This is a genomic window from Candidatus Paceibacterota bacterium (assembly GCA_028697015.1).
Classification (GTDB): Bacteria; Patescibacteriota; Minisyncoccia; order Minisyncoccales; family GWA2-38-27; genus JAQVFW01.
The window spans coordinates 1-26186 of sequence record JAQVFW010000009.1 but is presented as its reverse complement, the minus strand read 5'-3'; the positions used below and the strand labels follow the sequence as shown (position 1 = coordinate 26186).

Below are 26186 nucleotides of genomic sequence, written 5' to 3'. Positions count from 1 at the left end.
TTTAGTTCTTGACAATTTTCTATATTAATAATACTATCTAATTAGTAATCATTCTCAATAGATTTACCAATATAGATAAAGGTCAGATTGAAAAATTAAAAACAAAAAATGATGAAAAAGACAGTAAAAAACTATAAAAATATAAAAAAGGAGTGCAATTTATGTATGGCTAACTTTAATGCATGGCTTTCTACTTTAAATTATGATAAAGATAAAGAAGAAGCAGTGCAAAGTCGCCTCTATAATTATTGTCCGGTTTGTCTTGTTTCCGAAAAAACAGGGCATAAAAGTCGCTTATAAACTTTAATTATGCAGCCATGAAGTTTTTTATGGTTGCTATAAAAAAATGTTATCAAAACTTCCGCTTGATCTTGGAAAGGTCCAAAAATCAAATATAGACAAAGAAATTTTAAGAGCGGGCATGATTGCCGAACTTGATGCAGTTTCTTTTTATGAACAAATGGCCGATTTGACTGAAAATGAAAATATAAAGAAAGTTCTTCTTGATATTGCCCGCGAAGAAAAAACCCATATAGGGGAATTTGAAACCCTTCTTATGATGCTTGATAACGAGCAAAAAGAAGAAACAGAAAAAGGGAAAGAAGAAGTCGAAGAAATGATGGAATAATTGATTATGCGCCTAGAGGAATCTTTAGGCATTTTTCAAAAAATATGGAAAAAAAATACAATCTTCCGGAACTGGATTATAAGTATAATGCTCTTGAGCCATATATTTCGGAAGAACAATTGAAAATTCACCACCAAAAACACCACATGGCTTATGTTGATAATGCCAATAAGATTTTGGAAGAAATTAGCCAATCAAGAAAAGATGGTTCTCAAATTGATATGAAATCAAAATTGAAGTTTCTTTCTTTTAATTTAGGAGGGCATATTCTCCATGAGATATTTTGGAAAATCATGACGCCTGAAAAAGAAAAGAGGGAACTAAAAGAAGATTTTCTCTTTGAGATTGAGAATGAATTTAAAAGCGTAGAACGTTTTAAAGAAGAATTTTCAAAAGCCGCCCTTTCGGTCGAAGGATCGGGATGGGGCGTTCTTCTTTATGAAAAAAGGTTAGGAAAATTGATGATAGGGCAAATAGAAAAACATAACCTCTTTTTATATCCGAATTCGGAAATCATAATGGCCCTTGATGTTTGGGAGCATACTTACTATTTGGATTATAAAAACGATAGGGCAAAATTTATTGATAATTTTTGGCAAGTTATTAACTGGGAAAAAGTTGGAGAAAACTTCAACAAAGCAAAAGAAGGAAAATAGCGTGATTCTAAAAAGCGCCAATAAAAAAGGCGCTTTTTTGTTTTTCTGAAATAATTATTTTTCCATTTCTTTTTTTAATTTCTCTATCGTTGGGACAGAACAAGGGTCAAATCCGTAGTGTTGCGCGAGAAAGAAAGTCGCATAGTCGGTTAAAACCCCGGCAAGAAAGTACTTTTCAAAAAAATCTCCTTTAATTTCAATTTCAATTGTTTCAAATCCCTCTTCTTTATAAATCTTTTTTGTAATTTCCATTCTTTTTTTTATTCTCAAATGGTCGCTTTCGTCTTTTAAAAAAAGAGGAACAAGGTTTTTTGCAAATTTTATTGTTTTTTTATTTAAAGAAGATATTTCATTATGATTTGATTCCGGGATTTGACTGCAGAAAGCAGGCGCTTTGGCATTTTCATTGAATTTTATCTTCATGTTATACCCAATTTCTATATTTTTATCGGAAGCGTATATTATCGGAACAAGGTTTTTTAGCTTTTCTGAGAGAGATTTTCCTTCTTTTTTTAGGAGAGAAAAGTCAATCTTTTCTGCAGTTTCTTTTAGTTTTTTTAATTCTTTTTTTAAGTTTAAAATTTGAATAAGAGATACTGTGCTAAAGCCGAGAGCCATTCTTGGCTGCAAGTTAAGATTAGGAATTTCAATATAGGGAAGATTTTCTTTTTTAGCAATTTGAAGAAGTTTTCCGTTTTTTGAAATGACGGCCATTTTTAATCCTCTTTTTCTGGCCTCAATAAGAGCGTCAAGAGTTTCCTCGGTGTTTCCTGAATAAGAACTGAAAATAACAAGGGTTTTTTGAGGTTCTTTTATATACGGCAATTCGTAACTTTTATGGATTGCAAGAGGAATTTTGGGATTGTTGCTTTTTATAATTCCGCCGGCAAGGGCAGATCCGCCCATTCCGACTAAAACAAAGTTTTCAGCTTTGATGCCTTTATTGTTTTTTATCTCAAGATGGCATTTAAGCTGTTCTTTTAACGTTAAAATTGATTGTTCAAAATTCATTTTTTTATTGATTAATCTCTTTTTTTATTATACCATTATACTATAAAAAGAGGATAAGTGGAATCTTAATTTCCATGGACAAGGACAAAAAAGACCTTTCAATTGTTATTCCTGTTTATAACGAGGAAAAAAACGTAAAAGACCTTTATGAAGAAACAAAGGGTGTTTTAAGCCGTCTTGGTTTTTCTTATGAAATTATTTTTATAAACGACGGTTCTACGGACAATACTCTTGAGGTTCTTTCAAAATTAAAGCCGGTTAAGATTATAAGCTTCAGGAAGAATTTCGGCCAAAGCTGCGCCCTGGATGCTGGAATTAAAATGAGCAAAGGAAATATTATAATAACAATGGACGGCGATAATCAGAATGACCCCAATGATATTCCTTCTTTAATAAAAGAAATCGAAAAAGGATATGATGTTGTTTCTGGCTGGCGATGCAAAAGGAAAGATTGCTTTTCCAAAATTATGGCTTCGTTTTTTGCAAATTTTTTCAGGAAGATTCTTATAAAAGACGGTATTCATGATTCCGGATGCACTCTCAAAGCATACAAAAAAGAATGCTTTAATGATCTTGATCTTTATGGAGAGATTCATCGTTTTATTCCGGGTATTCTTCGCTGGCAGGGATTTAAAATAGGAGAGATAAAAGTCAATCATCGATTTCGAAAAAACGGAAAAACAAAATACACTTTTACAAGAATAATAAAGGGCTTTTTGGATTTGATTTCTTTATGGTTTTGGCGCAAGTATTCAGGAAGGCCTCTTCATTTTTTCGGCGGAATTGGAGCTTTAATTTCTTTTTCCGGACTTTTTATTATTTTTCTTTTGTTTTTTTTGAGAATTTTTGGATTTATTTATCTTAGCGGTTCAATTTTGCCAATGGCAGGATTTTTTATGATACTTATAGGCATCCATTTTTTTACCTCCGGACTTCTTATGGATGTTGCTTTAAAAAATTATTACAAAGCGCGCAAAGGCAGCCCTTATCATATAAAGGAGCTGATAGAGAACGATTAAAATTTGTAAACCCAAATATTGCCCATTTTCGGGGCTTCGGATTTGTAAATTATCTCAACTTTTTCATGGCTGTTTATCAAGCTTACTGTTTTATTGATTCTGTTTTTTGCCATTTGGTCAATGATAATATAGCCGCTTTTTGAATTGATAATTTCTAAAAGCTCTTTATCGTTTGAAACAATGGGAGCGTTTGTATAATAATCCCTTCCATTTATTGTTCTTCCCTCTACTTCTTCTTTCCTGCCAGACAAGCTTGTTGGAAGCCAGAATCCTTCATCGTTAAGATATATCTTACTAAGATGGGTATAGGGAGAAATTATCATATCTTCTGTTTTTCTGTTTTCTTTTATAAAAAGATATGCCTCTTTGAAGTTTGGCTGAGGAGAGCCGTATTCCAGAAGATAGTTTTCTTTTGGAATAAAATTGAGATGAGGGAATGAAAGGAAAACAATCAGGACTATTGAAGGAATAAAGCTAAAAAGAGGATTTTTTATTCTTAAAATATTTTGAATTATTTGAAAAAACCTTACAATAAAATAGCAGGAAAGAATAATAACAAAGGGAAAAATAGGAAAAAGATATCTGTAATGGATTACATTTATAAATCCGGCAATAAAAAAATAAGAGGAAATAGCAATTAAAAAAAGAGAAACGGCGGTGTATTTTTTTTTATCAAAAATTCCCAAGAAGAGACCGCCTAGCGTGCCTAAGAAAAAGATCCATAATTCATTTTTTATAAAGCGATTATAATGGGGAAAGTAATTATAAAAATCTATTTTTGGAATACTTGCCATATACCGGAACAGAAATAGGGAAATAGCAAAAATGGAAAAGAAAATAATCCATTGCCTAAAAGAAATTCTTTTTTTTGGAAATAATAAAGCGATTAAAATAAATCCGGGGATGAAAACAACCGCTAAATGATGGCTTAAAAAGGAAAAAAACAAGGAGAGGAAAAAAAAGACAAGAAATTTGAAATCTTTCTTTTCAAGCCATTTCCAAAGAAAATAGAAAGAGAGAAGCAGAAAAAACTGCAAAGCGACGTATCCTCTGGCTTGTCTTGACCATGCAATTTCCCAATAGCTGAAAGCCATGATTACAGAGGAAACAAGCCCGACATTTTTATTGAAAAGATGTTTTGATAAAAAATAGACAACTAGAACAGAAAGGACTCCAAAAAAAACGGAAGGCAGGCGGGCTTGCCAAGGGGAAAAAGGATCAAAATCTTTTATTTTCATAAGTCCGGCGACAAGATAGTTGTAAAATACTCCATTTTTATAAGGCAGTCCTGAATCAAGAACTGGCACTCCTTTTTCAATAATTGTTAAAGAAGCGTTTATTGTAAATCCTTCGTCTATCCAAAGAGAAGGTTTGTTTAATTGCCAAACTCTTAAAATAAAGGAAAACAGAATGACAACAATGATAAAAATTATGGTTGTTTTTTTGGACATAATTGCATTGGTGGATAATATCATTTTTCCTTTTTAATTCAAAATTTTATATTTGCCTTTTAAATACTTTTTTATTGTTGACAATGTTTATTGCAATTGGCTATAATACGATAGGTAAACAAATTTTAATTTTAAAAATCCATGATAGAAGGAAAAAATATTTTTAACGAAAGTTTTGACAGGACAAAAAAAGAGAATCCGAAGTTTGTTGCGATTATTGTTGCTGTTTCTATTGTTGTCCTTTTAATTATTCCCGCTCTCTATTTTTGGTTTTTCAGGCAAGAAGTTCCCAGGGATGTTATTTCCACAACAAATCTTTTTACGATTCCGGAAAGTCACAGGCCGGAAAGAGATAACAATACGGGTGATTTTATAATCCATTTTAATAATAATCGCCAAAGATTTGCTTATAGGTCAAGCACTTGGGATGAAAGATGGTTTGTCGTTTTAAACGGGAAAGAGCAGAAAGAATACGATAGCGTAGGTCTTTTAACATTCGGACCGAATAATAACTTTGCCTATGCGGCAAAACAAAATGGAAAGTGGTTTGTCGTTTTAAACGGGAAAGAGCAAGAAAAAGGATACGAAAGCGTAAATCAATTAACTTTTAGCCCTGACGGAAGAAATTTTGCCCATAACGCCAAAGAAGACGGAAAGTGGTTTGTTATTTTAAATGGCGATGAAGAAAAGAAATATGACAGCGTTAGTCTTTTGACTTTTGCTTCAAATAACAATCTTGCCTATGCGGCAAAAGAGGGCGATAGCTGGTTTGTTGTTTTTAACGGGGAAGAAAGGAAAAAATATGAAAGCGTCAATCGCCTTACTTTTAGCCCTGACGGAAGAAATTTTGCCCATAACGCCAAAGAAGACGGAAAATGGTTTGTTGTTTTAAATGAAACGGAAGGGAAAAAGTATGAGAGTACAAGTATTTTAACCTTTGGATCAAATAACGATTTTGCCTATGCGGCAAAAGAGGGTGATGGCTGGTTTGCCGTTTTAAACGGAGAAGAAAAGGAAAAGTATGACAGTGTAAACCTTTTAACATTCGGACCGAATAATAATTTTGCTTATGCGGCGAAAATCGGAAATGATTGGCTTGTCGTTTTAAACGGAGAAGAGCACGAAAGATATGAAAGCGTAAGTTATTTGGCTTTTAATGAAAACGGAGAAGAATTTGGCTATATAGCGAGATTACCAAGGAGAAAGTTCGTCGTGTTAAACGGAGAAGAAAAGGAAAGATATGATGGACTAGATTACCTGTCTTTCGGGCCTGATAACAAGCTTTCCTATCTTTCAAGGGTGGGATATTCTCAAACGGTAATAGTAGGTAATAAGAAAATAGAAGAGCCTGGGAAAGTATACAGTCCGGTTGTTATAGGAGAAAAACTCTATTACAATTCTGTAAGAGGCAGAGAAATCTGGGTTGTTATTGAAAGTTTTTAATTAATTTATTGCAAAAAAAAGAAAGCGGCTCTACTCTCAATTACAGCTGTTGCTGTTTTTAAGAATTAGCCGCTTTTTTGTTTTTCCCAAAGAGAAATATTAAATGGAAAGAATCCCTTTTCTTATTACAACCCCGTCCGTTCTTAAATTAAATTCGTCAATTCCGGATGCTGAATCTTTTATTTTAAGACATTGTTTGCAAAAATGTTTTCCTTTAGGGAGCATTTCTTTGCACCTTTCTCCGTTTAATAATCCCAAACATTGGTTTAATTTTTTTTGCCTGTTGTCCATAGTGTTCCTCCTTGGGTAGAAGAGTGCTGCTGTACTTTTAGCAAAACCGTTAAATTAAGTCAACAATATTCTCTTGTAAAATATTACTTATGAGTTATTCTAAATTGTAGTTCTTTTGTTGGACATTTAAAAACTACTGTCTTTTCAATCTGAAAAAGCAAAAGCAAAGGAGAAAATCATGTCAAAACCGGATAATCTTCTTTCCGGGATGAGTATTGCTTTAATTCTTGCTCTTTATAGGATGCTTGAAGTCAGGCCTTGCCGAAACCGCTTGCCATGTTTTAGGCAAAATGCCAAAGACGCTGCAGAAATTACATTCAATAAATTTTGGCAGGAACTTACCTTAAATCAGCAAGAAGAATTTTCTTCTCGCCTTTTTCAATGCCTTTATTGGCGCCGTCTTAAATGTTTTTTGTCCTTTGAGCATTTCTTAGAACTGTGGGACAAGAATCTTGGACTTGAAGAAGGATTTGATAAGTGGCGTGAATCGCTTGATTTTAATGATAAAGATCCTCTGATGCTTATATTAAGAGTATTGCGAAGGAGGAGAATTCCTCTTTCTTCTTCTGAAGTCAAATATTGTTTAAGCGCCCTAGGGCAACAAAAAGAGGAAAAAGTTGCCGAATTGTTTATAAGTTGCTTTTGCTTGGATGTTACCGAGTGAAAATAGTTCTAAGTGGCTATTCTAAAAACTTGTTTATAAGACATACAAAAGACAGGGAGGATTGGAATATTTTTCCATCCGTTTAAATTGTTCTTTCTTTGTCGCTTGCGCTTGCAGGCGGCTTTTTTTATGATATAATAGGTATTATGAAAGGTATTTTGTCGTTAAGAGAAAGTTTATTTTGGGAAAAACAGTTAAAAAATCTTGACTATCAAAAAGACGCCCAATTTATTATTGGTCGTGTTTTGGATTTTGGTAATTTGAATGATTGGAAAGCCATTAAAGATTTTTATGGAATTGAAGAAATCAAGAAAGTGGCTAAAAAACATGTTTTTTCAAATCCAAAAGATATTAATTTTTGGTCGGTAATATTTGAAATACCTCTAAATAAATTAAAATGCACGAGGAATCCCTTACTAAAAACACCAAAAGCGTTCTTGAGGCAATAGGGTTACTGTCTATTTCAAAAGATTTTTACCTGGCAGGAGGAACGGCTTTGGCTATTCATTTGGGCCATCGTTTTTCTGTTGATCTGGATTGGTTTTCTGAAAAGTTTGATTATGGTCCTTCTTTTCGCAGTGAATTGGGAAAAATTGGAAAATTAGAGATAGATAGCGAGAGTAAAGATACTTTTAACGGCGTTCTTAACGGAGTTAAGGTTAGCTTTTTTAGATATCCTTACCCTTTAATATCTTCAAAAATAAAGTATAAAGATAATATTTTTATTGCTGGTATTCCTGATATAGCGGCAATGAAAATGGAAGCGATAGGAAGCAGAGGTTCCTATAAAGATTTTATCGATATTTATTTTATTCTTAAACAATACTCGCTTGAGGAAGTTTTTAGATTTGTAGAAAAAAAGTTTGCAAATATTGATTATAATAAAACACATCTTTTAAAATCTCTTATTTATTTTGATGATGTCAAAAATAGTGTTTTTCCTGAAATGTTAAAAGAAGTGAGTTGGAAGGAAATTACTGATGAAATTAAAAGAAAAGCAAGAATTTGTTTGAATAATTTATAGTATTTTAGTTTTCCACAGTTCTATTTTTTTCAAAAAGAGTTAGAATAATCTAATCGCTAGCCGTCTTAATTATTATGGCGATTTTGCTGTTTTAATAAAGATAAATTTATGAATAAAAGAAATAAAATCATCTTTTTTCTCATCCTTTTTCTGTTTTCTTTTACCTTAATATCATATCTTATATATGATTATTTGGAATATAAGAAAGAAATAAGAGAAAGCTACTGGGAGATACCAAGTCAGGTAGAATATGAAAGTACTGATAATTATGAAATTATAGAAACAGAAGAAGGGAAAGTGGTTGTGAATGAGAATGCTGGGTTAAGTTTTATGATTCCGGAGGGGTGGGGGGTAAAAATGGACGAAGAAAATGATACCGTCGAAATATTTAATGTTAATAGATTAGAAAATTGTTTTTTTTGGATAGGTGTAGATTATTATATTGAAAATTTTCCAGGAGAAAAAAATAGGCCTTTTATTGTTTCACAACAAACAGAAGGAAAAGAAAAAATAATTGAAAATATGCAAGAAATTATTTTTATTGATACTTTTTCTGCACTGAAAACGTTTAAAAAATCCGGAGAAACATCATTAATAAGTGCTGAAGTTCCTTTTAATAATAGAATATATAATTTTATATTATTTTCTTCACTAAAAAATAATGAAGAATGTATAAATATTTTTGATGAATTTTTAGATGGTGTTTCAATAAATATATAATAATTCAATGTTTTACGGGAAAAAATCTGTAAGAAAGATTATTCTCTGTTTGATTTCAGTTTTACTGTTTTTTCTTTTTGGTTTTACGGTAAGCGCTTCTAATGAAGAAGAATCTTTAAAGCAAGAATATAAGATTCAGCTTCTTGAAAAGGAAGTAGATGCGATAGTTAAAACTCTTATTCAGAAAATAACCAATGAATCAATAGATACTTTGGTTCTTCTTGATAATCCTGAAAGAGAAGCTATTTTAGCCCTTCTTAGAAGAGGGATACAATTAAACTCGTTTAATTATTTAATAACTCAAGCGCCAAAGGAAATAGTAGGGGATTTTGTTAAGGCTGGGACTAAAATGGCTCCCATTTTCCTTGATTTTGGCTTTTCTTCTTTTTGGGAAATGGGAGTTAATGAAGCAAAAAAATATGCTATAGAGTGGCTACTAAAGAACGAATTAAGAACGGGAGGAGGGAATTTCCCTTTTTCTTACAAAACTTATACTGGAAAAGTTGAAAATGTCAGTTTTCCCTTTATTTTGCTTTATAACCCGAAAAATAATAAAATTGAAATAAATATTTATTCTTCAAGGGAAATTGAAACACCTGAAGTAACGAGAAAATATCTATGGACAGGGGGCGTAAAAAAACTATCTCCCTTTATTGTAAATATAAGCGGGGCTATAGAGAAAAATCAATATGGAGTGTATATATGGAAAGAAGGACCTAAAATTGAAATTGATTTTCCTTCTTATGTCCCCGAATTTCAATTTCAAAAACCCTCATTTGCAGAAAGGCAAATTAATTTATTAAAAGACCAATTATACGCCCTATATCTCGCAGGAGAGAAAATAGATCATCTTCTTGTCGAAGTGTCCGGTATTGTAAGTAATGTCGGAAACGCTGCGACGGAAAACGCAAAAAGCATCGGAGGAAAAATAATTGGAGGAATTGTAAATTTTTTCAGTAATCTTAATTCCATTATTTCTGTTCTTAATCCCTTCCAGGCGTCAATGTTTTCTTGGAGCGAAGAAGATTCTTATGGTCCTTCTCCTCATCTTTTAATAAGGCAGAAGGCGGAAGAAATTTTAAGCTTAATTAAAGAAGCGGGTTTTTCTATTGAAGAAGAATATTTCTTTGAAGAAGATGAAACGGATTTGGACGCTTTATGGGCAAGGGTAAGAGAAATGGATGAGATGATAAAAGAACTTCAAGATAGAATAGTTGGTTCAATTAAAGAAGCGGAGGAGGATTTGGTTTTTCTTGAAGATTTGGAGGATTTGGAAACAGTTGCAGAAATATGTAGTGTAGATATTAATACTGCTTCAAAAGAAGATCTTCAAAAATTAACGGGAATAGGTCCAACTTATGCAGACAGGATAATTGAAAAAAGGCCTTTTTCCTCTGTAAATGACTTAATAAGAGTAAGCGGGATAGGAGAGGTTACTTTGGAAAAAATATTAGAACAGGGCTGTGCCTTTGTTGATGATTTTTATTATACAAACAGCGGTTCGGGAAATAGTTCTGATTCTACAAATAATGAGGCTGCTTCTCCTATTATTATTCTTAATTATGAAGATAATAATCCTGTTAATAAAGATATTTCCATTGAGGTTGTTGCTTCGAATTTACAAAGCAGCAGTTATGATATTAAAATATCAATTGAAAATGAAGGAACAGTTCTTTCTGATATTTACGACATTAAAGAAGAAAAATGGAAATCTTCCGTATATTATTTAAATAGTGCCTTTTCCGGAGCAAGCTTTACTGGTGATTTTTCTTTGAAAATAAAGGAAGATAAAAAAGATTTTAGAGGAGAAGCAGAAATTATTGTGAAATTAAGAAATAGCATAAAAGGTACTATTGTCGCAGAGAAAAGGGGAAAAATCAATATTATTGACGAAGAAAATGACGAAGAAGATAATGAACAAAACTATGTTTCTTCTTATTGGCCGGTTTTCCAGCAAAATTCTCAAAGAACGGGTCAGGTAAATATCTTAGGCCCTGCAAATTTTAACAATCCTTCTTTTGATATTTTTCTTGAAGGGTCTGATTCTAATGATTATTTCTATGCACCCGCAATTGATTCTGAAAACAATCTTTATTTCAAGGCAAAATTAAGCGGCAGAGAAGGGATTTTTTCCTTTAATTCTTTAGGAGAAGAAAGATGGTATTATGAAGGCGGAATGCCACATATTATTGGGCCGATTGTAACCCCAAGCGAGGATATTTTTTTCTATATCAAAGGAAAAGAATTTCCTTTGATGCTTTATAATAAGGAAGGAAATCTATTATGGGAAAAACCACTTAATGGATCATATCTTTTAGGATACCTTGCGGCTTATAAAAACACTATTTATTCTCTTGCTTCTTCGGGCGGGCCTACTGGAAAATTAATATCTATTGATATTGAAACGGGAGAAATAAATTGGATTTATGAAACGGGCGAAATTTTATCAACTTCAAACACTCTTACTATAGGAGAAGACGGGACCGCCTATTTTGGAAATGGTAATATTTTTTATGCTATTAATATAAATGGGGAAGAAAAATGGATTAAAACCTTTGAAGGAATAGATGGATCGTCTCCTGTAATAAGAATGCCTTCTATCAGCGATGAAACAATATATTTAACGGTTTCTCAGATAGAAAAAAGAGGGTCTTCTATTGTTCCTTGTCTTTTTGCTCTGAATTCTGAAAATGCGACAGAAGAATGGCGGGTTTGCGACAGTTATTTTAAATTTAATCATATTTCTGTTTCGACGCAGAATAATATCTATATTCCAGCAGGAAAAGACCAGAGAGGCCGTATTTTTAAATTTAATAGCTCAGGCGTGGAAGAGTGGCAATTTTCTGATTCCGAAAGAACAGTAGAGATTTTAATAATTGATAGCGAAGAGAATATTTACGGAATCTTCGGAGGTTCTCTTCTGAGGGCTTTTAATAAAAACGGAGAAATGAGATGGCAATATTCTTTATACCCGGCATATAGAATTAAATCCTTATCTTTTGATGGAAATGGAAACATATATATCGGGGGACATGAAAAAATGTATATTGTAAGAAATAAAGAAACGATAGAAGAGCCAAAAGACAATGTTTCCCCCGAGATTATTTTTGAGCTCGAATCAGTTCAAAATTCTCTTTCTTTTATTCTTTCTTGGCTTGGGGAGGACTTGGCTCAAGAAGAAGTAGAACCAAGCGGGATAAGCGGTTATCAACTTAGGTATTCTCAAGATGAAGAGAATTGGACGTATTTGCCCTCGGAAGAGGATTATATAGAAGAAACTGAATTTGAATTTACCGGAGAAGAAGATAACACTTATTATTTTGAAATAAGGGCTAAGGATAATGAAGGGAATATAAGCGAGTGGGTAAGCGCTTCTACCACAATATCTTTATTAAAAAATCTATTAATAGTGGAAGTCCAGGTGGCCGGAGAAAAAGCTTCTCATGATTTTATTAAAATTTACAATCCAAATAATTTTGATATAGATATTGATGGATATAAGTTAAGAAAACGCAATGCTGCCGGAAATGAGGATTCCATTCGTCTTTTTCCTTCTGAGAGCATAATTTTTTCAAAAGAATATTATCTATGGGGAAGCTCTCAAGATGAAGATTATCCATTATTGATTAATGCCGACACATGGACAACACAAACTATTTCCAATAATAATAGTGTGGCATTATTAAATAAAGACGATGAAGTTCTTAGCGCTTTAGCTTGGGGCAGTTCCAATAATCCTTTTGTAGAGGGAACGTCTTTTTCTGAAAATCCGGAGAAAAACGAAATTTTAAAAAGAATTTGGAATGAAGAAACGAACGAGTATTCAAACATTGGCGACAACTCTTTGGATTTTGAAATTCAATAGCTAAAAAGAAAACAAAAAAATATTATTCTCTTTTTGTTTATACCAAAAGGACTCTAAAAGTAAAAAGAGGCGGGTTTTTAATGTTCTTTTTTATAGAAGTTTCCTTGTACAGATAAGAAAAAAAAGTATAATAGGAAATATGTTTTTTATTCCTTGATTTTTTAAATATTTATGGAAAATAAAAATAAAGTTAGAGCGCATGTTTTTTTTTCTGGCCGTGTACAAAGAGTTTTTTTCAGAAGAACCGTTATGCTAAAAGCTAACCTATTAAAGATTACAGGATGGATCAAGAATTTAAAGGACGGCAGAGTAGAGGCCGTTTTTGAAGGCGAGAAGGAAAAAATAGAAAAGCTTGTAAAAAATGCCGGCAAAGGTAATCCTTTAATAAGAGTGGACTATTTTGAACTGGAGTGGGAAAAGTATAGCGGACAATACGAGAATTTTAAAGTTACATATTAACTTCGTTTTTTTAAAAAAATCCTTTGACTGCTTTGATTTTTTCTGTTATAATCTCAAAACATGGATAAAGAAAGGATAATAGGATTAATAAATGAGCTTTATAGAATTACTTCTCTTTTCCCGAAGAAAGAGCCCTTAAGGTATAAAATGAGAGAAGCGGCCGATAACCTGCTTTTGCATTTCACGACTTTTGAATCTTTAAATAGCAACAATCCTGGATCTTTTGCCGGAGATGTAAAAATGAAAACGAAGGAGTGCCTTTTTGAAATAGAAAATAATTTTGAAATTATAAACAATTATTTCAACGTTACAAAATGGCAAAATTGGGCGAGCTATTTTAATATTATCGCTCTTCAGGAAAAATACGATCTTTTCAAAAAAGATGTAAAGGAAGAAATTAAAAGAATAGTTTTAGAAAAAAAGATAACAGTTGAAAAGGAAGATAAGCCAGAAAAAAGCAATCATAGTTTATCGATAAGAGAAAAGAAAATAATGCTTCTTCTTAAAGACAAAGGAAGAGCCCAAGTAAATGATGCGAGCAAGATGCTTCCAAGTGTTGCCAAAAGAACATTGCGCAGAGATTTCTTAGCTTTAATTGAAAAAGGGCTCATAGAAAGAATGGGGGAAAATAACAATACTTATTATTCTTTAAAAGAATAAGATAGGACAGATAGGACAAGACATTTTTTCAATTTTGTCCTATTTGATACATTAGGACATAAGAAATAGGAAATATTTGTCCTGATTGTCCTATCTCTTTAATAATGGATGATTTAAAGAAACAATTCGCTAAAATATATGATAAGAATGTAGATGCTATCTACAGGTTTGTTTTTTTTAAGGTTAATTCCGAAGAAATAGCCCAGGACTTAACTTCAGAGGCCTTTATGAAAAGTTGGCAGGTATTCCAAAAGGAAGGTCTAAAAATAGAAAATCCCAGAGCTTTTGTTTACCGGACGGCCAGGAATCTTGTCATTGATTATTATAGAAAAAAGGCCAGGATGACAGCGGTTTCTATTGATGATATCTCTTTGCCTGAACAAGGACAATGTCTTGAAGAAAAGATTTTTATAAACTCTGATTTTGAGCAGGTTAAAAAAGCCCTTCAATTTTTAAGAGAGGACTATCAGAGTATTATTACGATGCACTACATCGAAGGAATGTCTTCTAAGGAAATATCAAAAGTAATGAAAAGGTCAGAAGGGGCAATAAGGGTTTTACTGCACAGAGCGCTCAATTCTCTAAAACAGGAAATCAAAGAGGCCTGAAGGTTAAAGTGTAATAAAATTGCTTTATCTTCGTCTTAAACTTAACAGCCACAAAAAGATGAACGAAAAAGAAATTATCAAAAATTTGAAAAAACTAAGAAAAGTCAGACCTGAAAAGGACTGGGTTTTTTCGAATAAAAAAGAGCTTTTAGGAGAAAGCTTGCCTTATTTCCCTATTATGAATGTCTTAAGGAACATATCCGGTAATTTTTTTCTGGTTCATAAGTTTGCTTCCGTTTTTATTCTGATTTTTGCCTCTTTTGCCGGAATGGCAGTTTATGCTCAGAACTCTTTACCCGGAGATGCCTTTTATAGCGTTAAAAAAGCGACAGAAAAGGCCCAGTTTGCTTTTAAAACCGGAGATGAGGTTACTCTTAGCTTTGAGGTAGCTCAAAGGCGACTGGATGATCTAGATAGAGCGGTTAGGACCAATTCTTCAAAAAATCTTGCCCCTTCCATAAACGAGTTTCAGGCAACCGTTTCGGAAGCGGCCAAAAGCATTAAAGTTGCGGAAGTAAAAGATATCAAGGCCGTTAGTAAGAATGTGGAGAAAATTGAAGAAAGACAAGAGAAAATAAGGTCGCTTGGCATAGAAATAGGAGAGAATAAGGAATTTAACGATTTAAAACAGGGAATTGCCTGTAAGAGAGCATCCGAATTGATTGATTTTACAAAAACAAGGACGCTTACAAAAGAGCAGGAAGAATTATTTAAAGAAGCAGAGGAATTGTTTGTGGAAGAAAAATGCACAGAAGCCGAGGAGAAAATACTCTTTGAAGTTGAAAAACCTCTTGAGTTTGAAGACATAAAAGAAGATATTTTAGAAGAAGAGAAAGAGAATGAAATGGAAACAGAAGAGGATGAAATAGAAATGGAAACAGAAGAAGACGAAACGGAAGAATAAAAGTTTTCCACAGTTGCACTTTTTTTAAAAAAAATTATCATATATTAATTTAAACATAGCCGTTGATTATCTTGCCCTTTTGAGTGGAAATATTTTTTCTACTCAAAAGGTCAAGACCTGCCAAATCAATTAAATAGATGGCAGAAAAAAATGGTCGACAACGGCCTTGGAAATTTAAAGAAACCAATTCTTATCTTTTTTAAAAAATATTTATTGAATAAAAAAGATAAGAAGAGAATTATCCTTTTTGAATCATTTTTCAAAAAAATAATTTAAAAAGGAAAAGGTCGGAAAATTATAAAGTCGTAAATTATCAGTTTTGTCCAGTTGACGTCGACAACAAAAAATTGGACAAAACGAAACAATAAAATAAAAATGAAAAAATTAATAGCAATCGCAATAGCAGTTACAATGGCTGTCGTCGCGGTACCAGCAGCCGGTCAGACGGATCTTCAGGCTCAAATTGATGCTTTGCTCGCCCAAATAGCGGCACTGCAAGCTCAACTTGCCGGAGGAACTTCAGCCGGTGCTCCTGCTGTCTGCTCGGGAATTTCTTTTACAAGAAATCTCAGCTTGGGTTCAACGGGAAATGATGTAAAATGCCTTCAGGCATTATTAAATCAGGACTCTGCGACACAAGTAGCGGCAAGCGGTGTTGGCGCCATGGGCAGTGAAACAACATATTTTGGCAATCTTACCGCAACAGCAGTTGTAAAATTCCAAAATAAATACGCTTCTGAAGTTTTGGCTCCAGTTGGCCTTACATCAGGAACAGGATTTGTCGGAGCGCAAACAAGAGCAAAGTTAAACGCAATGCTCGTTTCAACTCCTACAACTCCTCCTACAGACCCAACAACTCCAACTGACCCAGTAGTACAAACCGAAGGAGATCTTGAAGTTAAGCTTCTCGGTGTACCAAACAATGTTGAAGTTGGACAAGATTCAACAAATGTCGGAGTAATGTCTTTTGAATTAAAGGCGAAGGACTCTGATATTACAGTAAGAAGAATTGACATTCGTTCAGACGGAATGAGACCTTCAAAGAATCTTAGCCAAGTTTCTCTTTATGACGGAAGCACTCTTCTTTCAGGAGTAAGTGCAGACAGTTATGCAAGACCAACAGGGCAAACTTACTTTGAATACAGATATAATGTTAACCTTGTAATTCCTAAAGGAACAACAAAAACAGTTAACGTTATGGTAAGCTCTCTTTCTACTGTTACTAACGCCGATTCTTACACATTATCTGTTCCTATAGACGGAATTAGATTTACAGACACAGCAGAATTAAGCCATACTGCTCCAGCTGCCGCTATCGCAAGAACATTTACAGTAACTACAGCTGTAACAGGAATTCTTACAAACACTATGGCTCCTGATAACCCTACAGCCGGAATCGTTGTTGGAAACGAAACAGCCAATACAACAGGAGTTGAACTTTTGAAATTCCAAACAAAAGCAACTCAAAACAACGTTGTTATTGACAGAGTAATCTTCCAAGCATCAACAACAGGAACAGCATCAGCAGCAAGCCTTATCAATGCCGTTCATCTTTATGACGGAACAACGCTTGTTGGAAGCGAAACATTTGCTGCCGGAGTATCAACAACAACTTTTGACAATCTTGAGATAAGCGTAGCAAAAAACGCTACCAAGACATTTACTGTCAAAGTTGACTTAAATAAGGTTGACGGAACAAATGCCACATCAGGAGACACTGTTCTTATTGAAGTAAGCAGCATGACAGGGGAAGACCCACTATACAATGTTGTTACAGCAAGCGGTGTTATCAAAGGAGAAGCTCAGACAGTACATATAGCCGGTGTTCAAGTTAGCAACGTATCAACTTCAATTACCCCCGTTGTTAACGGCGATAACCTGACAACCCATGGAGATGGTACAGTAACCTTCAGACTTACAGCTCTTGGAGACACGATTGTCATCCCTGAAACAGGTGCTGTTACAGGAACACACGCTACAACTACAGCTTCAACCGGTGCTACAACAACTGCGGTTGAATACATGATTGACGGAAACCTTATAGGTTCCGCAACTCCTGCTCAGAGAACAATCAATGCAGGCACTTACAAGACAATCACAGTTAGAGCCAGAGTTGGTTCTGACGTAGGTTCTCGTGTAAGATTGGAAGTTACGGCTCTTACGTGGAATGACCTTGACGGAAACGCTTTTAACGCTCCTTCAGCCCTGCTTGAGAGCTTAGTTACTCCGACCGTTATTATAGATGCCTAAGGCAATCTTAATGCGGTAGAGTAGTTCTGAATATTTCTCTTTAGAAATTTTAGAAAACCATGGCCCCCGACAAAGGGGGCTTTTGGTTTTTGCTTTTTTGAAAAAATTGTTTATAATAAGCGGGTATCTGATTTACCAAAACAATGGATAAAATATTTTTTAAAAAGATTATAATCTCTTTTTTATTATCTTTGACAATAGGGCTTTCTTTGCCTTTTTCTGTTTTTGCTTTTGAAGATTTTTTTGTTGATTCGTCTTACGATCTTTATAACAGAAAAGAAGTGGAGACAGAGCATATAATAGATATTGGAAATGCCCGCTTTTTTATAGACAAAGATTATTATCTTAACGCTTCTTTAAATGAAAGGGTAAGAATAGAAAAAAGCATTTCTTCCTTAGGAGAAGAGTTTAAGAATAAAATATACCCCAATCTTACTTCTCTTTTTGGAAAAGAGCCTGCTTTTCCCGATGGAAAGATAACGGTTGTTTTTCATCAAATGCCTCAAGGCACGGGAGGATATTTCAATACGGGAGACCAATATTCAAGATATCAATATTCAAGATCAAATGAAAAAAATATTCTTTTTTTGAATGTTTTCCACATTCATAATCCTCTTCTCCCGTCTTATCTTGCACATGAATTTACTCATCTTATAACCTTCAATCAAAAAGAAAATATTTATGGAGTTAGTGAAGAAATTTGGCTTAATGAATTAAGGGCCGATTATGCAGTAACATATTTGGGCTATGACAATAATTACAAAGGGAGCAATCTTGAAAATAGGGTAAATCAATTTTTGAAAGATACCAATGCTTCTTTGACAGAATGGACAAATAGAAGCGCTGATTATGGAATAATCAACCTTTTTGCCCAGTATTTGGTTGACCATTACGGAGTTGAAATTTTAGCCGAATCCTTAAAATCTCCTTATGTTGGGATAGAAGGAATAAATTATGCTCTTAAGAATAGGGGATTTCGGGATGATTTTTCAGATATTTTTACCAATTGGACTATTGCTCTTTTTTTGAATGATTGCGGTTTTGGAGAAAAATATTGTTATAAAAAAGAAAGTTTGAAAAACATTAGAGTTTTGCCTCAGACAACATATCTTCCTCAGACAAGAACGGCTCAAATAATCATTTCTGTTTCCACAAAGCAGTGGTCGGGAAATTGGCAAAGAATTGTGGGAGGACAGGGTGACCTTGTTCTTAATTTTGAAGGAGAAGAGAATCTTAAATTCAAGATTCCTTATCTTATTTGTAAAAATGGCAATAGCTGTTCTCTTTTGTTCTTATCCCTTGACGAAAGCGGTAAAGGAAAGATTGACATTAAGGATTTTGATGATTTTACGTTAACGATTATTCCTTCAATTCAGGATAAGACAAAGGGATTTGACGGCCCCGAAAAAACCCACTATTTTTCTTTTGATATTTTAACAAAGGAAAGAGAAATTGAGGAAAACCAGCAAAGAGCAGCGCTTTTGGAAAGAATAGAATCTTTAAAACAGGAAGTAAAAAGATTAGAGGCGCTTATTGAAGCAAACCAAGGAGAAAGAGAAAATGTTTCTTGTTCTATATCAAATAATCTTTATTTTGGAATAATAAATTCAAATGAAGTTTCTTGTCTTCAAGAATTTTTAAAAAGCCAAGGCCATGACATTTATCCCGAAGGCCTTATTACCGGCAATTTTCTTTCCCTTACCAGAAATGCAGTCGTCCGCTTTCAGAAAAAATACGCTTCTGAGATTTTAGCTCCCTTTGATTTAATATCTGGAACGGGGTTTGTCGGTCAAATGACAAGAAACAAAATTGAGAATATTTTAAAAGAGAGTTACTGATCAAAAATAGCAACTCTATGCTTTCTTTTCTAAAAAAACTAAAAGAAGTTCTTTATCCGGCAAGCGGGACAAAGCTTTTTATTCTTTTTGCTTTGATGATTTTAGGTGCTTTTTTAGAGCTTCTTGGAATCGGGGTAATTATGATTTTTGTTTCTGCAATTGCGGATATAAGTATTCTTTTTGATATTAAATGGCTTTTGCCTTTTTTGAATTTTTTTAACATTAATAATTCAAGGGATGTTCTTGTCTACGGTTCTGTTATTCTCGCATTTACTTTTGTTTTTAAGAATGCCTATCTTGTTTCTCTTAGATACATTAAAGCGCGTTTTGTTTATAACAGATATAGGAATATTTCAAACCGACTTTTCTCTTTTTATATGAATGCTCCTTATTATTTTCATCTTCAGAGAAATAGCGCTGATTCAATAAGGAATATATCGATTGAAGCTGAAAATCTTTCCACGCGCGTTATAATGCCCATTTTTCAGATTATAATAGACGGAGCCGTAACTTTGGCAATTGTTCTGATGCTTTTTATAATAGAGCCCTTTATAACAGTAATTGTCTTGTTTTTACTTTTGCTTATAAGCTTTCTTTTTTTAAAGGCGGTTAGGAAATATATAATTTGGCATGGAAAAAGGGCATTTGAAAAAAGAAGAGAAATTATTCAAATAGTAAGCGAGGGGATGGGAGGAATTAAAGATATTTTAATTTCTGGACGCAAGGGTTGGTTTATTGAAAAGTTCCGCTCAAATATCAACGATCTTTCAAAGGCATCCGCTTTTCAGCAGACGATAACGCAAAGTACAAGACCCGTTATGGAAAGCATTGCTGTTTTGGGAATGATTTTCATAGCATTTCTTCTTCTTTATTTTGGCCGTCCAATACCTTCTCTTATTTCAACTTTGGTTCTTTTTGCTTTTTCGGCTTACCGTTTGCTTCCGGCAATAAATAATCTTATTAATGAATATATGAAGGTTCGTCATTTCTCGTTCATAATCGATCCTATTTATAATGATCTGATCTCTTCAAAAGAGCAAGAATCAAGACAAAATAAAAAAGAAGAGAGGATGGTCTTTAAGGAAGAAATAAGAATTGAAAATGTAAGCTATACTTATCCAAAAAGCACTCAGGAGGCATTAAAAAATGTTTCTTTTGCCGTTAAAAAGGGAGAAGCAGTTGGAATTATAGGACCTACCGGTTGCGGCAAGACGACAATTGCCGATATTATTCTTGGATTATTAGAACCGACAAAAGGGAAAATTGAAGTTGATAAGAAAAATATTAGAGAGAATATAGACGGATGGCAAAAGAACATAGGATATGTTCCTCAGTTTATTTATCTTTCCGATGATACAATTTATAATAATATTGCTTTTGGAATTGATAAAGAAAAAATAGACAAAAGCCGCCTTTTAAAAGCGGCAAAAGTTGCTTGTCTTGATGATTTTGTTAAAAAATTGCCAAAGGGCCTTGATACTTTTATCGGAGAAAGAGGAATACGGCTAAGCGGAGGACAACGCCAAAGGATAGGCATTGCAAGGGCTATTTATTATAATCCGGAGATTTTAGTTATGGACGAAGCTACTTCTTCTTTAGATAATATTACCGAAAAATATGTTATTGAAGCAATTGAGCGCCTTAAAGAAGGAAGAACGGTTATAATAATAGCTCACCGTTTAACTACGGTTAAAAATTGCGACATTCTCTATATGTTTAAAGAAGGCAGAATAGTTGGAAGCGGAACTTATAAAGACCTTCTTGAAAGAAATAGCGATTTCAAGCTTATGGCTGATTCTGCGTAATTTGATTCCATCCCAATCCTACAGCTATGCTTCTTTGGCTCCAGCTTTCGGAAATAAGCTCGTTTAATATCCACAATTGAGCGCTTTTTCCTCCATCAAGGCCAATGGCTCTTTCTGCTTTCTCTTTTATAAAAAAATCAGCTATTGTGCTGTAATAAGCTCCGGTTCTTCTTATCATTTTTTCTCTTCCGTCGGCAACGACTATGATATGGAATTTGTCGTTGTTGCCGTAAGACATGCGGGGATTTCTCTTTGAAATTTCTTCAATATGGGTTTCAAACGAGGATGATTTTTTCCCTTTGTATACTAGAAGGGGCGTTCCTGATATTATATTATTACATTTTTCTTCCATGTTGTTTTTCTTATCTTCTAAGAGTCCTATTTCTCCTGTATCAACACATAACTGATAAAGGGGAAATCCTCCATAATTTGAAAATCTTCCGTCTATTTTAATATATCCTGTCGGGGATACCCACATTTTACCTTGCTTGTCATAAGAATCTTTAAAAAAAGTTGCGTTTATTTTAATATCTCTGTCAAAGTTTCTAAGGTCTATATATTTATGTTTTCCGTTTGGGAATAATTCTTTAAGTATGTCTGTTTTATAATCGTTTCTGGGGATTTTCAATACATAATATTGGATTCTTCCTCCTAGTTCCAATTTGTAAAATTGCCTGTATTCTATATTTAACCCTTCTTTCATTAAAGCTCCCCATGTTTTGTCTTTTATTATTCCGCTTGCTTTTATTTTGTTCTTTTTTTGGAATTCAATTATATATTTTTCTGTTTCATAATCAAACGACTCGTCTATTATAATATCTTTAAATCCAACTTTTTTTAATAGTTTTTTAAGTAATCTTACTTCTCTTTCTTTTGGTTTTTTTCTGCTTATTGTCTTTAACATGATTATATCTTATTGAAAAAATAGAGAGTCAAAAATCCTCCGGCTATTCTTGAAATTAAGATAGCTGTTATAATCCCCCATATTCCGTAAAAAGGAACAAGGGCAAAGAAAAGAATAATTTTCAAAAAAGGAGTTATTGTGTTTAAAATATAAAGGTCTTTTCTTTTCCCTTCGCTTATAATAGCAGAACCAATAAGGCCGAAAGGGGAAAGAGCGATAATTAAAGAAAATGCCTGAAAATAAGGAATAGATTCGATGTAATTAGGTAGTAGTATTTTGTAAAAAAGGGGAGCGATAAGAATTAAAAAAAGAGTAAGAGAAAATGAAGCTAAAAAGAGCTTTTTAAATTTCTTCATTATTTCCTTTTTTATTTCTCTTATATTCCTCTCTCCAAGCTTTGGAAGAGCAAGCGATGATATGGGAATAAGGCCATATATTCTGTAAATGGGCATTTGAGCAAAAGAATATATTGCCACTTGAACTGGTCCTAAAAATTTCCAAATTATTATTTTATCAATATATTCAGATAAAAAGGATATTGTGCTCATTACTGTAAGGTCTTTCCCGAATGAAATGGCTTTTTTGTCCTCTTCTTTGTTCTTTGCGCTTTTTATCGTTTTTCTTGTTATTATTCCGTAAATAATAAATTGGGAAAGGAAAAGAAGAAGAATAATAGTAACGACATTATTTGTTAGAAAGACCACGGGAATAATGACAATGGCAATAAAGATACTGGCAAGTATTTCATATTTTGCATATGTTTCAAACTTTTTTTTAGCGTGCCAGAAAGAATAAAAAAGATTAAAGGCGCCGATAGAAGGCAGAAAAAAGGCCACGATAAGAAAAGATGTTCCTAAAATACTATTTTGATTTACGAAATACCAAATAGAAAGAAGAAGGGAAAGCCCTGATCCTATAAGTCCCCACTTTAAGCGCGTCTTTAGTCCTAAATAAAAAGTTCCGTCTTTTTTTTGAGCAATGCTTTTAATAACGGCTGTTTCTATTCCGGGAAGGGAAAAAAGAGCCAGTATTCCGCTTACTGCAATGATATAGCTGTATGTTCCATAAACGTCCTGAGGGAGAAATCTTCCAAAAACAATCATTTTTATAAAAGTCATTAAGGAAACTATCAGTGTTGTAAAAGATAGCCAAAAGCCCCCCTTTGCAAGGTAAATCATATCTGTTTTTGTATATTTCTCTGACCAGCGGAGTATTTTTATCGTTTTTTCTTTTATTGTCATATTTGCTATTATACGCTATAATCCAATATATTTAAAGATATGGAATTAAGAAATCTTATTAAGGAAAAAAAAGCCAAAGTTGCCATTGTCGGAATGGGATATGTCGGACTTCCTCATGCCGTTTTAATAGCAAAAACGGGTTTTTTTGTTTTTGGGATTGATATAAATAAAAAGAGGATTGAGAGTTTAAAGAAAGGAAAGTCATATATCGGAGACGTAAAAGACAAAGAAATTAAGGAGATTATAGAAAGCAAGAAATTTGAACCCTCTGATAATTTTGAACCTTTAAAATTTTCCGACGTTATCTTAATTTGTGTTCCCACTCCTCTTGATAAGAACAAAATCCCTGATATTTCATATATTGAGAAATCTGTTTTTGAAATAAAAAAGTATTTGAGAAAAGATTGTCTTGTTGTCCTTGAAAGCACTACTTATCCAGGGACAACAGAAGAAGTTGTTTTGCCCTTGCTTGAAGAAACGGGACTTAAGGCGGGAAAGGATTTTCATTTGGCCTTTGCTCCTGAAAGGATTGACCCGGGAAACGGAATGCCTCTTAATGAAATTCCAAAAGTGATAGGAGGAATTACAAAAGAGTGCGGGGAAATCGCTTCTCTTTTCTATAGCCGGTTTTTAAAGAAAACCCATGTTGTTTCTTCTACCAGGGCGGCCGAAATGGCAAAGATACTGGAGAATACTTTTCGTCTTGTCAATATTTCAATGATAAACGAACTTTCTCTTTTATGCTCCAAGATGGAAATAGATATCTGGGAGGTGATTGAAGCGGCAAAAACAAAACCCTACGGATTTATGCCTTTTTATCCTTCTCCTAAAATAGGAGGGCATTGTATTTCTCTTGATCCTTTTTATCTTTCATTTAAAGCGAAGGAGTACAATTTCTGGGCAAGGTTTATTGAACTTGCCGGAGAAATTAACGAGCAGATGCCTCATTTTGTGATAACAAATATCATTTATGCTTTAAATAAAAGCAAAAAAGCAGTTTTTGGTTCTAAGATATTAATCTGGGGAGCTTCGTATAAAAAAGACATAGGGGATCCGAGAGAGTCAGGAATTTACGATATTGCCTGGGATTTGCTAAGAAAAGGAGCAAGAATTGACTATTTTGATCCTTACATTGAAGAGATAGAAATTAAAAATAATGAGGGAAAAATAAAGTTAAAATCCATTAAGTATTCGGATAAGAAGATAGGAGAGTATGATCTTGTTTTAATTTTAGCCGATCATTCCGGCTTTGATTATGATTCTCTTGCAAAGAAAGCCAAATTGATAGTTGATACCAGAAATGCCGTAAAATCAAGGAAGTATAAGAATGTTTTTAGGATATAAAATTTATGGATTATCCGATTGAAATAATAAAAGAAAAAATAGATAAAATAATAGAAAAATTGATTTATGATTAATATTCATAAAAATTTAAGCGAAGAAAAATGGCACAATTTTCCGAAAGAGACACAGATTTTAAATATTGCTTCCGAATTCTCAAGAGCAAAAAACTGGCTTATTAAAGAAGATACTCCGGAGGTTATGAATTGTCTTGAAAGAGCGTTGGAACTGGTTGATATTACTGTAAATGATAAAAAATGGAGAAACGGTCTAAAAGAGCTTTTAAGATGGCGGGGGCTTTTGGCTATCTTTTATTTAAAAAAAGATAAAAGTTTGCCGGAGTTTCTCAATTTGTTTAAAACATTGCTTTTTTTTAATAAGTTTACTTCACAGTTAAAGATATGAAATTTTCAATAATTGGAACCGGATTTATTCTTCCTTCCCATATTCAGGCAATAAGAGACATAGGAGGAGAAATAATTGATATTGTAAATGATAAAAGAGGGGAAGGTATTTGGAGAGAAATGATAAAAACTACACTTGCCGACTGCATAGTTATTTTATCTCCTAATTTTCTTCATTTTGATATGATTAAAGAGTCCGTTAAAAACAATAAAATCGTTCTTTCTGAAAAGCCCCTTGTGATTAATTCAGAACATGGAGAATTATTGAAAAAAGAGAAAAATGTTTTTACGGTTCTTCAATTAAGATATCATCCTTTAATTAAAGAAATTAAGGAGAATATAAAGAGTCATAATGAAATAGAAATGGATATTTCCGTTTATAGAGACGATAACTATTACAATTCCTGGAAAGGGCAGAAAGAAAAATCAGGAGGAGTTCTCTTTAATTTGGGAGTTCATTATTTTGATTTGCTTATTCATTTATTTGGAGAACCAAAAGAAGTGAATGTTTCTTTTCTTGACGATAAGACGGGAGAAGGAGTTATTTTAGGAGACAACTATAATTGTAAATGGAAAGTAAGTACTGATGCAAAAAGAGACAGTCAAAGAAGAACTTTTAAAATAAACGGAATTGACTATAATTTCTGTTCAAAAGACAATCTTTCTTTTGAGAATTTACACAAGTTTGTTTATAAAGATTTATTAAACGGAAAAGGAGTTGATGTAAAAGAGGCCCTAAAATCGGTAAAGTTAATTGAAAAGATGTATGAAAAATAATTATTGGAAGCATAAAACGGCGGAAATTGAAAAAGGAGCAAATATTGGAAAAGGAACTAAAATTTGGCATCATTGCCAAATTAAGAAAGGAGCGGTAATAGGAAATGACTGTACTGTTGGTCATAATTGTTTTATTGCAGAAGGAGCGGTAATAGGAAATAATGTTAAAATTCAATCAAATACGGATATCTGGGATAAGGTTGTACTGCAGGACTATGTTTTT

General features: G+C 33.3%; 26 protein-coding genes. 21 read left to right on the top strand and 5 right to left on the bottom strand.

Features of this window, described 5'->3' with window-relative positions; all coding sequences use genetic code 11:
• Positions 1–108 precede the first annotated feature (108 nt).
• From PHH50_03010 to PHH50_03000, 3 genes are read left to right on the top strand one after another with little or no spacing between them, the layout of a single operon-like run.
• Positions 109–300, top strand: coding sequence for a hypothetical protein (locus PHH50_03010; protein MDD3729257.1), 192 nt, complete (start codon positions 109–111; stop codon positions 298–300).
• A gap of 46 nt (positions 301–346) precedes the next feature.
• Entirely contained in the window at positions 347–628 is a 282-nt protein-coding gene (locus PHH50_03005; GenBank protein MDD3729256.1) for a ferritin family protein, read from the top strand.
• A gap of 44 nt (positions 629–672) precedes the next feature.
• Entirely contained in the window at positions 673–1284 is a 612-nt protein-coding gene (locus tag PHH50_03000) for a superoxide dismutase (protein ID MDD3729255.1), read from the top strand.
• 54 nt (positions 1285–1338) lie between these two features.
• Here the strand turns inward: PHH50_03000 and PHH50_02995 are convergent, their stop codons facing one another.
• The gene (locus PHH50_02995; GenBank protein ID MDD3729254.1) at positions 1339–2295 is read right to left on the bottom strand and encodes a bifunctional phosphoglucose/phosphomannose isomerase; all 957 of its coding nucleotides are present in this window, start codon (positions 2293–2295) and stop codon (positions 1339–1341) included.
• 74 nt (positions 2296–2369) lie between these two features.
• Here PHH50_02995 and PHH50_02990 point away from each other — a divergent pair, with 74 nt between their 5' ends.
• On the top strand, positions 2370–3314 hold the full coding sequence (locus tag PHH50_02990) for a glycosyltransferase family 2 protein (protein ID MDD3729253.1): 945 nt from the start codon (positions 2370–2372) through the stop codon (positions 3312–3314).
• On the opposite strand, the gene PHH50_02985 is transcribed toward PHH50_02990, so the two are convergent.
• Positions 3311–4765, bottom strand: coding sequence for a glycosyltransferase family 39 protein (locus PHH50_02985; GenBank protein ID MDD3729252.1), 1455 nt, complete (start codon positions 4763–4765; stop codon positions 3311–3313). The genes PHH50_02990 and PHH50_02985 overlap by 4 nt on opposite strands.
• A 141-nt stretch (positions 4766–4906) precedes the next feature.
• Here PHH50_02985 and PHH50_02980 point away from each other — a divergent pair, with 141 nt between their 5' ends.
• A complete protein-coding gene (locus tag PHH50_02980) occupies positions 4907–6208 on the top strand; it encodes a hypothetical protein (protein MDD3729251.1) in 1302 nt (433 codons plus the stop codon).
• Between the two features lie 99 nt (positions 6209–6307).
• Here PHH50_02980 and PHH50_02975 read toward each other — a convergent pair whose 3' ends face one another.
• Positions 6308–6499, bottom strand: coding sequence for a hypothetical protein (locus tag PHH50_02975; GenBank protein MDD3729250.1), 192 nt, complete (start codon positions 6497–6499; stop codon positions 6308–6310).
• A 178-nt stretch (positions 6500–6677) separates the two neighbouring features.
• On the opposite strand from PHH50_02975, the gene PHH50_02970 reads away from it, so the two are divergent.
• The 12 genes from PHH50_02970 to PHH50_02915 all read left to right on the top strand — a co-directional run bounded on the left by PHH50_02970 (position 6678) and on the right by PHH50_02915 (position 21296).
• Positions 6678–7163 (top strand): hypothetical protein, encoded by a 486-nt coding sequence (locus tag PHH50_02970; GenBank protein ID MDD3729249.1) that lies wholly within the window; start codon positions 6678–6680, stop codon positions 7161–7163.
• A 146-nt stretch (positions 7164–7309) separates the two neighbouring features.
• A complete protein-coding gene (locus PHH50_02965) occupies positions 7310–7612 on the top strand; it encodes a hypothetical protein (GenBank protein MDD3729248.1) in 303 nt (100 codons plus the stop codon).
• Positions 7561–8187 (top strand): nucleotidyl transferase AbiEii/AbiGii toxin family protein, encoded by a 627-nt coding sequence (locus PHH50_02960; protein ID MDD3729247.1) that lies wholly within the window; start codon positions 7561–7563, stop codon positions 8185–8187. The genes PHH50_02965 and PHH50_02960 overlap by 52 nt, the downstream gene beginning before the upstream one ends.
• 108 nt (positions 8188–8295) lie before the next feature.
• Positions 8296–8907, top strand: coding sequence for a hypothetical protein (locus PHH50_02955; GenBank protein ID MDD3729246.1), 612 nt, complete (start codon positions 8296–8298; stop codon positions 8905–8907).
• Positions 8908–8914: 7 nt separating this feature from the next.
• On the top strand, positions 8915–12772 hold the full coding sequence (locus PHH50_02950) for a helix-hairpin-helix domain-containing protein (GenBank protein MDD3729245.1): 3858 nt from the start codon (positions 8915–8917) through the stop codon (positions 12770–12772).
• Between the two features lie 171 nt (positions 12773–12943).
• A complete protein-coding gene (locus PHH50_02945; protein MDD3729244.1) occupies positions 12944–13231 on the top strand; it encodes an acylphosphatase in 288 nt (95 codons plus the stop codon).
• A 60-nt stretch (positions 13232–13291) separates the two neighbouring features.
• On the top strand, positions 13292–13891 hold the full coding sequence (locus tag PHH50_02940) for a DeoR family transcriptional regulator (protein ID MDD3729243.1): 600 nt from the start codon (positions 13292–13294) through the stop codon (positions 13889–13891).
• Positions 13892–13995: 104 nt separating this feature from the next.
• Positions 13996–14499, top strand: coding sequence for a sigma-70 family RNA polymerase sigma factor (locus PHH50_02935; GenBank protein MDD3729242.1), 504 nt, complete (start codon positions 13996–13998; stop codon positions 14497–14499).
• 58 nt (positions 14500–14557) lie between these two features.
• Positions 14558–15403, top strand: coding sequence for a DUF5667 domain-containing protein (locus PHH50_02930; GenBank protein ID MDD3729241.1), 846 nt, complete (start codon positions 14558–14560; stop codon positions 15401–15403).
• A gap of 375 nt (positions 15404–15778) precedes the next feature.
• Positions 15779–17653 (top strand): hypothetical protein, encoded by a 1875-nt coding sequence (locus PHH50_02925; protein MDD3729240.1) that lies wholly within the window; start codon positions 15779–15781, stop codon positions 17651–17653.
• A 143-nt stretch (positions 17654–17796) separates the two neighbouring features.
• Positions 17797–19491 (top strand): peptidoglycan-binding domain-containing protein, encoded by a 1695-nt coding sequence (locus PHH50_02920; protein MDD3729239.1) that lies wholly within the window; start codon positions 17797–17799, stop codon positions 19489–19491.
• 17 nt (positions 19492–19508) lie between these two features.
• Positions 19509–21296, top strand: a complete 1788-nt coding sequence (locus PHH50_02915; protein MDD3729238.1) for an ABC transporter ATP-binding protein — start codon at positions 19509–19511, stop codon at positions 21294–21296.
• Here the strand turns inward: PHH50_02915 and PHH50_02910 are convergent.
• Together PHH50_02910 and PHH50_02905 are read right to left on the bottom strand one after the other, a co-directional pair.
• Positions 21277–22200 carry a peptidoglycan-binding domain-containing protein gene (locus PHH50_02910; protein MDD3729237.1) on the bottom strand — a complete coding sequence of 308 codons (924 nt, stop codon included), beginning with the start codon at positions 22198–22200 and terminating at the stop codon, positions 21277–21279. The genes PHH50_02915 and PHH50_02910 overlap by 20 nt on opposite strands.
• Positions 22201–22202: 2 nt before the next feature.
• Positions 22203–23441, bottom strand: coding sequence for an oligosaccharide flippase family protein (locus PHH50_02905; GenBank protein MDD3729236.1), 1239 nt, complete (start codon positions 23439–23441; stop codon positions 22203–22205).
• 39 nt (positions 23442–23480) lie between these two features.
• Between PHH50_02905 and PHH50_02900 the strand changes: the two genes are divergently transcribed.
• The 4 genes from PHH50_02900 to PHH50_02885 form a co-directional block, all read left to right on the top strand.
• Positions 23481–24785 (top strand): nucleotide sugar dehydrogenase, encoded by a 1305-nt coding sequence (locus PHH50_02900; protein MDD3729235.1) that lies wholly within the window; start codon positions 23481–23483, stop codon positions 24783–24785.
• 66 nt (positions 24786–24851) lie between these two features.
• Positions 24852–25187 (top strand): hypothetical protein, encoded by a 336-nt coding sequence (locus tag PHH50_02895; GenBank protein MDD3729234.1) that lies wholly within the window; start codon positions 24852–24854, stop codon positions 25185–25187.
• Entirely contained in the window at positions 25184–25963 is a 780-nt protein-coding gene (locus PHH50_02890) for a Gfo/Idh/MocA family oxidoreductase (GenBank protein MDD3729233.1), read from the top strand. Before PHH50_02895 ends, PHH50_02890 begins: the two co-directional genes overlap by 4 nt.
• Positions 25953–26186: N-acetyltransferase (locus PHH50_02885; GenBank protein ID MDD3729232.1), on the top strand; the 234-nt coding region annotated here is incomplete at its 3' end. The genes PHH50_02890 and PHH50_02885, both read left to right, overlap by 11 nt.

Excerpts from the sequence above, each read along its gene's own strand:
- PHH50_03010 (MDD3729257.1), top strand. The coding sequence starts at position 109 with ATGATGAAAAAGACAGTAAAAAACTATAAAAATATAAAAAAGGAGTGC.
- PHH50_03005 (MDD3729256.1), top strand. The coding sequence starts at position 347 with ATGTTATCAAAACTTCCGCTTGATCTTGGAAAGGTCCAAAAATCAAAT.
- PHH50_03000 (MDD3729255.1), top strand. The coding sequence starts at position 673 with ATGGAAAAAAAATACAATCTTCCGGAACTGGATTATAAGTATAATGCT.
- PHH50_02995 (MDD3729254.1), bottom strand. The coding sequence starts at position 2,295 with ATGAATTTTGAACAATCAATTTTAACGTTAAAAGAACAGCTTAAATGC.
- PHH50_02990 (MDD3729253.1), top strand. The coding sequence starts at position 2,370 with ATGGACAAGGACAAAAAAGACCTTTCAATTGTTATTCCTGTTTATAAC.
- PHH50_02985 (MDD3729252.1), bottom strand. The coding sequence starts at position 4,765 with ATGTCCAAAAAAACAACCATAATTTTTATCATTGTTGTCATTCTGTTT.
- PHH50_02980 (MDD3729251.1), top strand. The coding sequence starts at position 4,907 with ATGATAGAAGGAAAAAATATTTTTAACGAAAGTTTTGACAGGACAAAA.
- PHH50_02975 (MDD3729250.1), bottom strand. The coding sequence starts at position 6,499 with ATGGACAACAGGCAAAAAAAATTAAACCAATGTTTGGGATTATTAAAC.
- PHH50_02970 (MDD3729249.1), top strand. The coding sequence starts at position 6,678 with ATGTCAAAACCGGATAATCTTCTTTCCGGGATGAGTATTGCTTTAATT.
- PHH50_02965 (MDD3729248.1), top strand. The coding sequence starts at position 7,310 with ATGAAAGGTATTTTGTCGTTAAGAGAAAGTTTATTTTGGGAAAAACAG.
- PHH50_02960 (MDD3729247.1), top strand. The coding sequence starts at position 7,561 with ATGCACGAGGAATCCCTTACTAAAAACACCAAAAGCGTTCTTGAGGCA.
- PHH50_02955 (MDD3729246.1), top strand. The coding sequence starts at position 8,296 with ATGAATAAAAGAAATAAAATCATCTTTTTTCTCATCCTTTTTCTGTTT.
- PHH50_02950 (MDD3729245.1), top strand. The coding sequence starts at position 8,915 with ATGTTTTACGGGAAAAAATCTGTAAGAAAGATTATTCTCTGTTTGATT.
- PHH50_02945 (MDD3729244.1), top strand. The coding sequence starts at position 12,944 with ATGGAAAATAAAAATAAAGTTAGAGCGCATGTTTTTTTTTCTGGCCGT.
- PHH50_02940 (MDD3729243.1), top strand. The coding sequence starts at position 13,292 with ATGGATAAAGAAAGGATAATAGGATTAATAAATGAGCTTTATAGAATT.
- PHH50_02935 (MDD3729242.1), top strand. The coding sequence starts at position 13,996 with ATGGATGATTTAAAGAAACAATTCGCTAAAATATATGATAAGAATGTA.
- PHH50_02930 (MDD3729241.1), top strand. The coding sequence starts at position 14,558 with ATGAACGAAAAAGAAATTATCAAAAATTTGAAAAAACTAAGAAAAGTC.
- PHH50_02925 (MDD3729240.1), top strand. The coding sequence starts at position 15,779 with ATGAAAAAATTAATAGCAATCGCAATAGCAGTTACAATGGCTGTCGTC.
- PHH50_02920 (MDD3729239.1), top strand. The coding sequence starts at position 17,797 with ATGGATAAAATATTTTTTAAAAAGATTATAATCTCTTTTTTATTATCT.
- PHH50_02915 (MDD3729238.1), top strand. The coding sequence starts at position 19,509 with ATGCTTTCTTTTCTAAAAAAACTAAAAGAAGTTCTTTATCCGGCAAGC.
- PHH50_02910 (MDD3729237.1), bottom strand. The coding sequence starts at position 22,200 with ATGTTAAAGACAATAAGCAGAAAAAAACCAAAAGAAAGAGAAGTAAGA.
- PHH50_02905 (MDD3729236.1), bottom strand. The coding sequence starts at position 23,441 with ATGACAATAAAAGAAAAAACGATAAAAATACTCCGCTGGTCAGAGAAA.
- PHH50_02900 (MDD3729235.1), top strand. The coding sequence starts at position 23,481 with ATGGAATTAAGAAATCTTATTAAGGAAAAAAAAGCCAAAGTTGCCATT.
- PHH50_02895 (MDD3729234.1), top strand. The coding sequence starts at position 24,852 with ATGATTAATATTCATAAAAATTTAAGCGAAGAAAAATGGCACAATTTT.
- PHH50_02890 (MDD3729233.1), top strand. The coding sequence starts at position 25,184 with ATGAAATTTTCAATAATTGGAACCGGATTTATTCTTCCTTCCCATATT.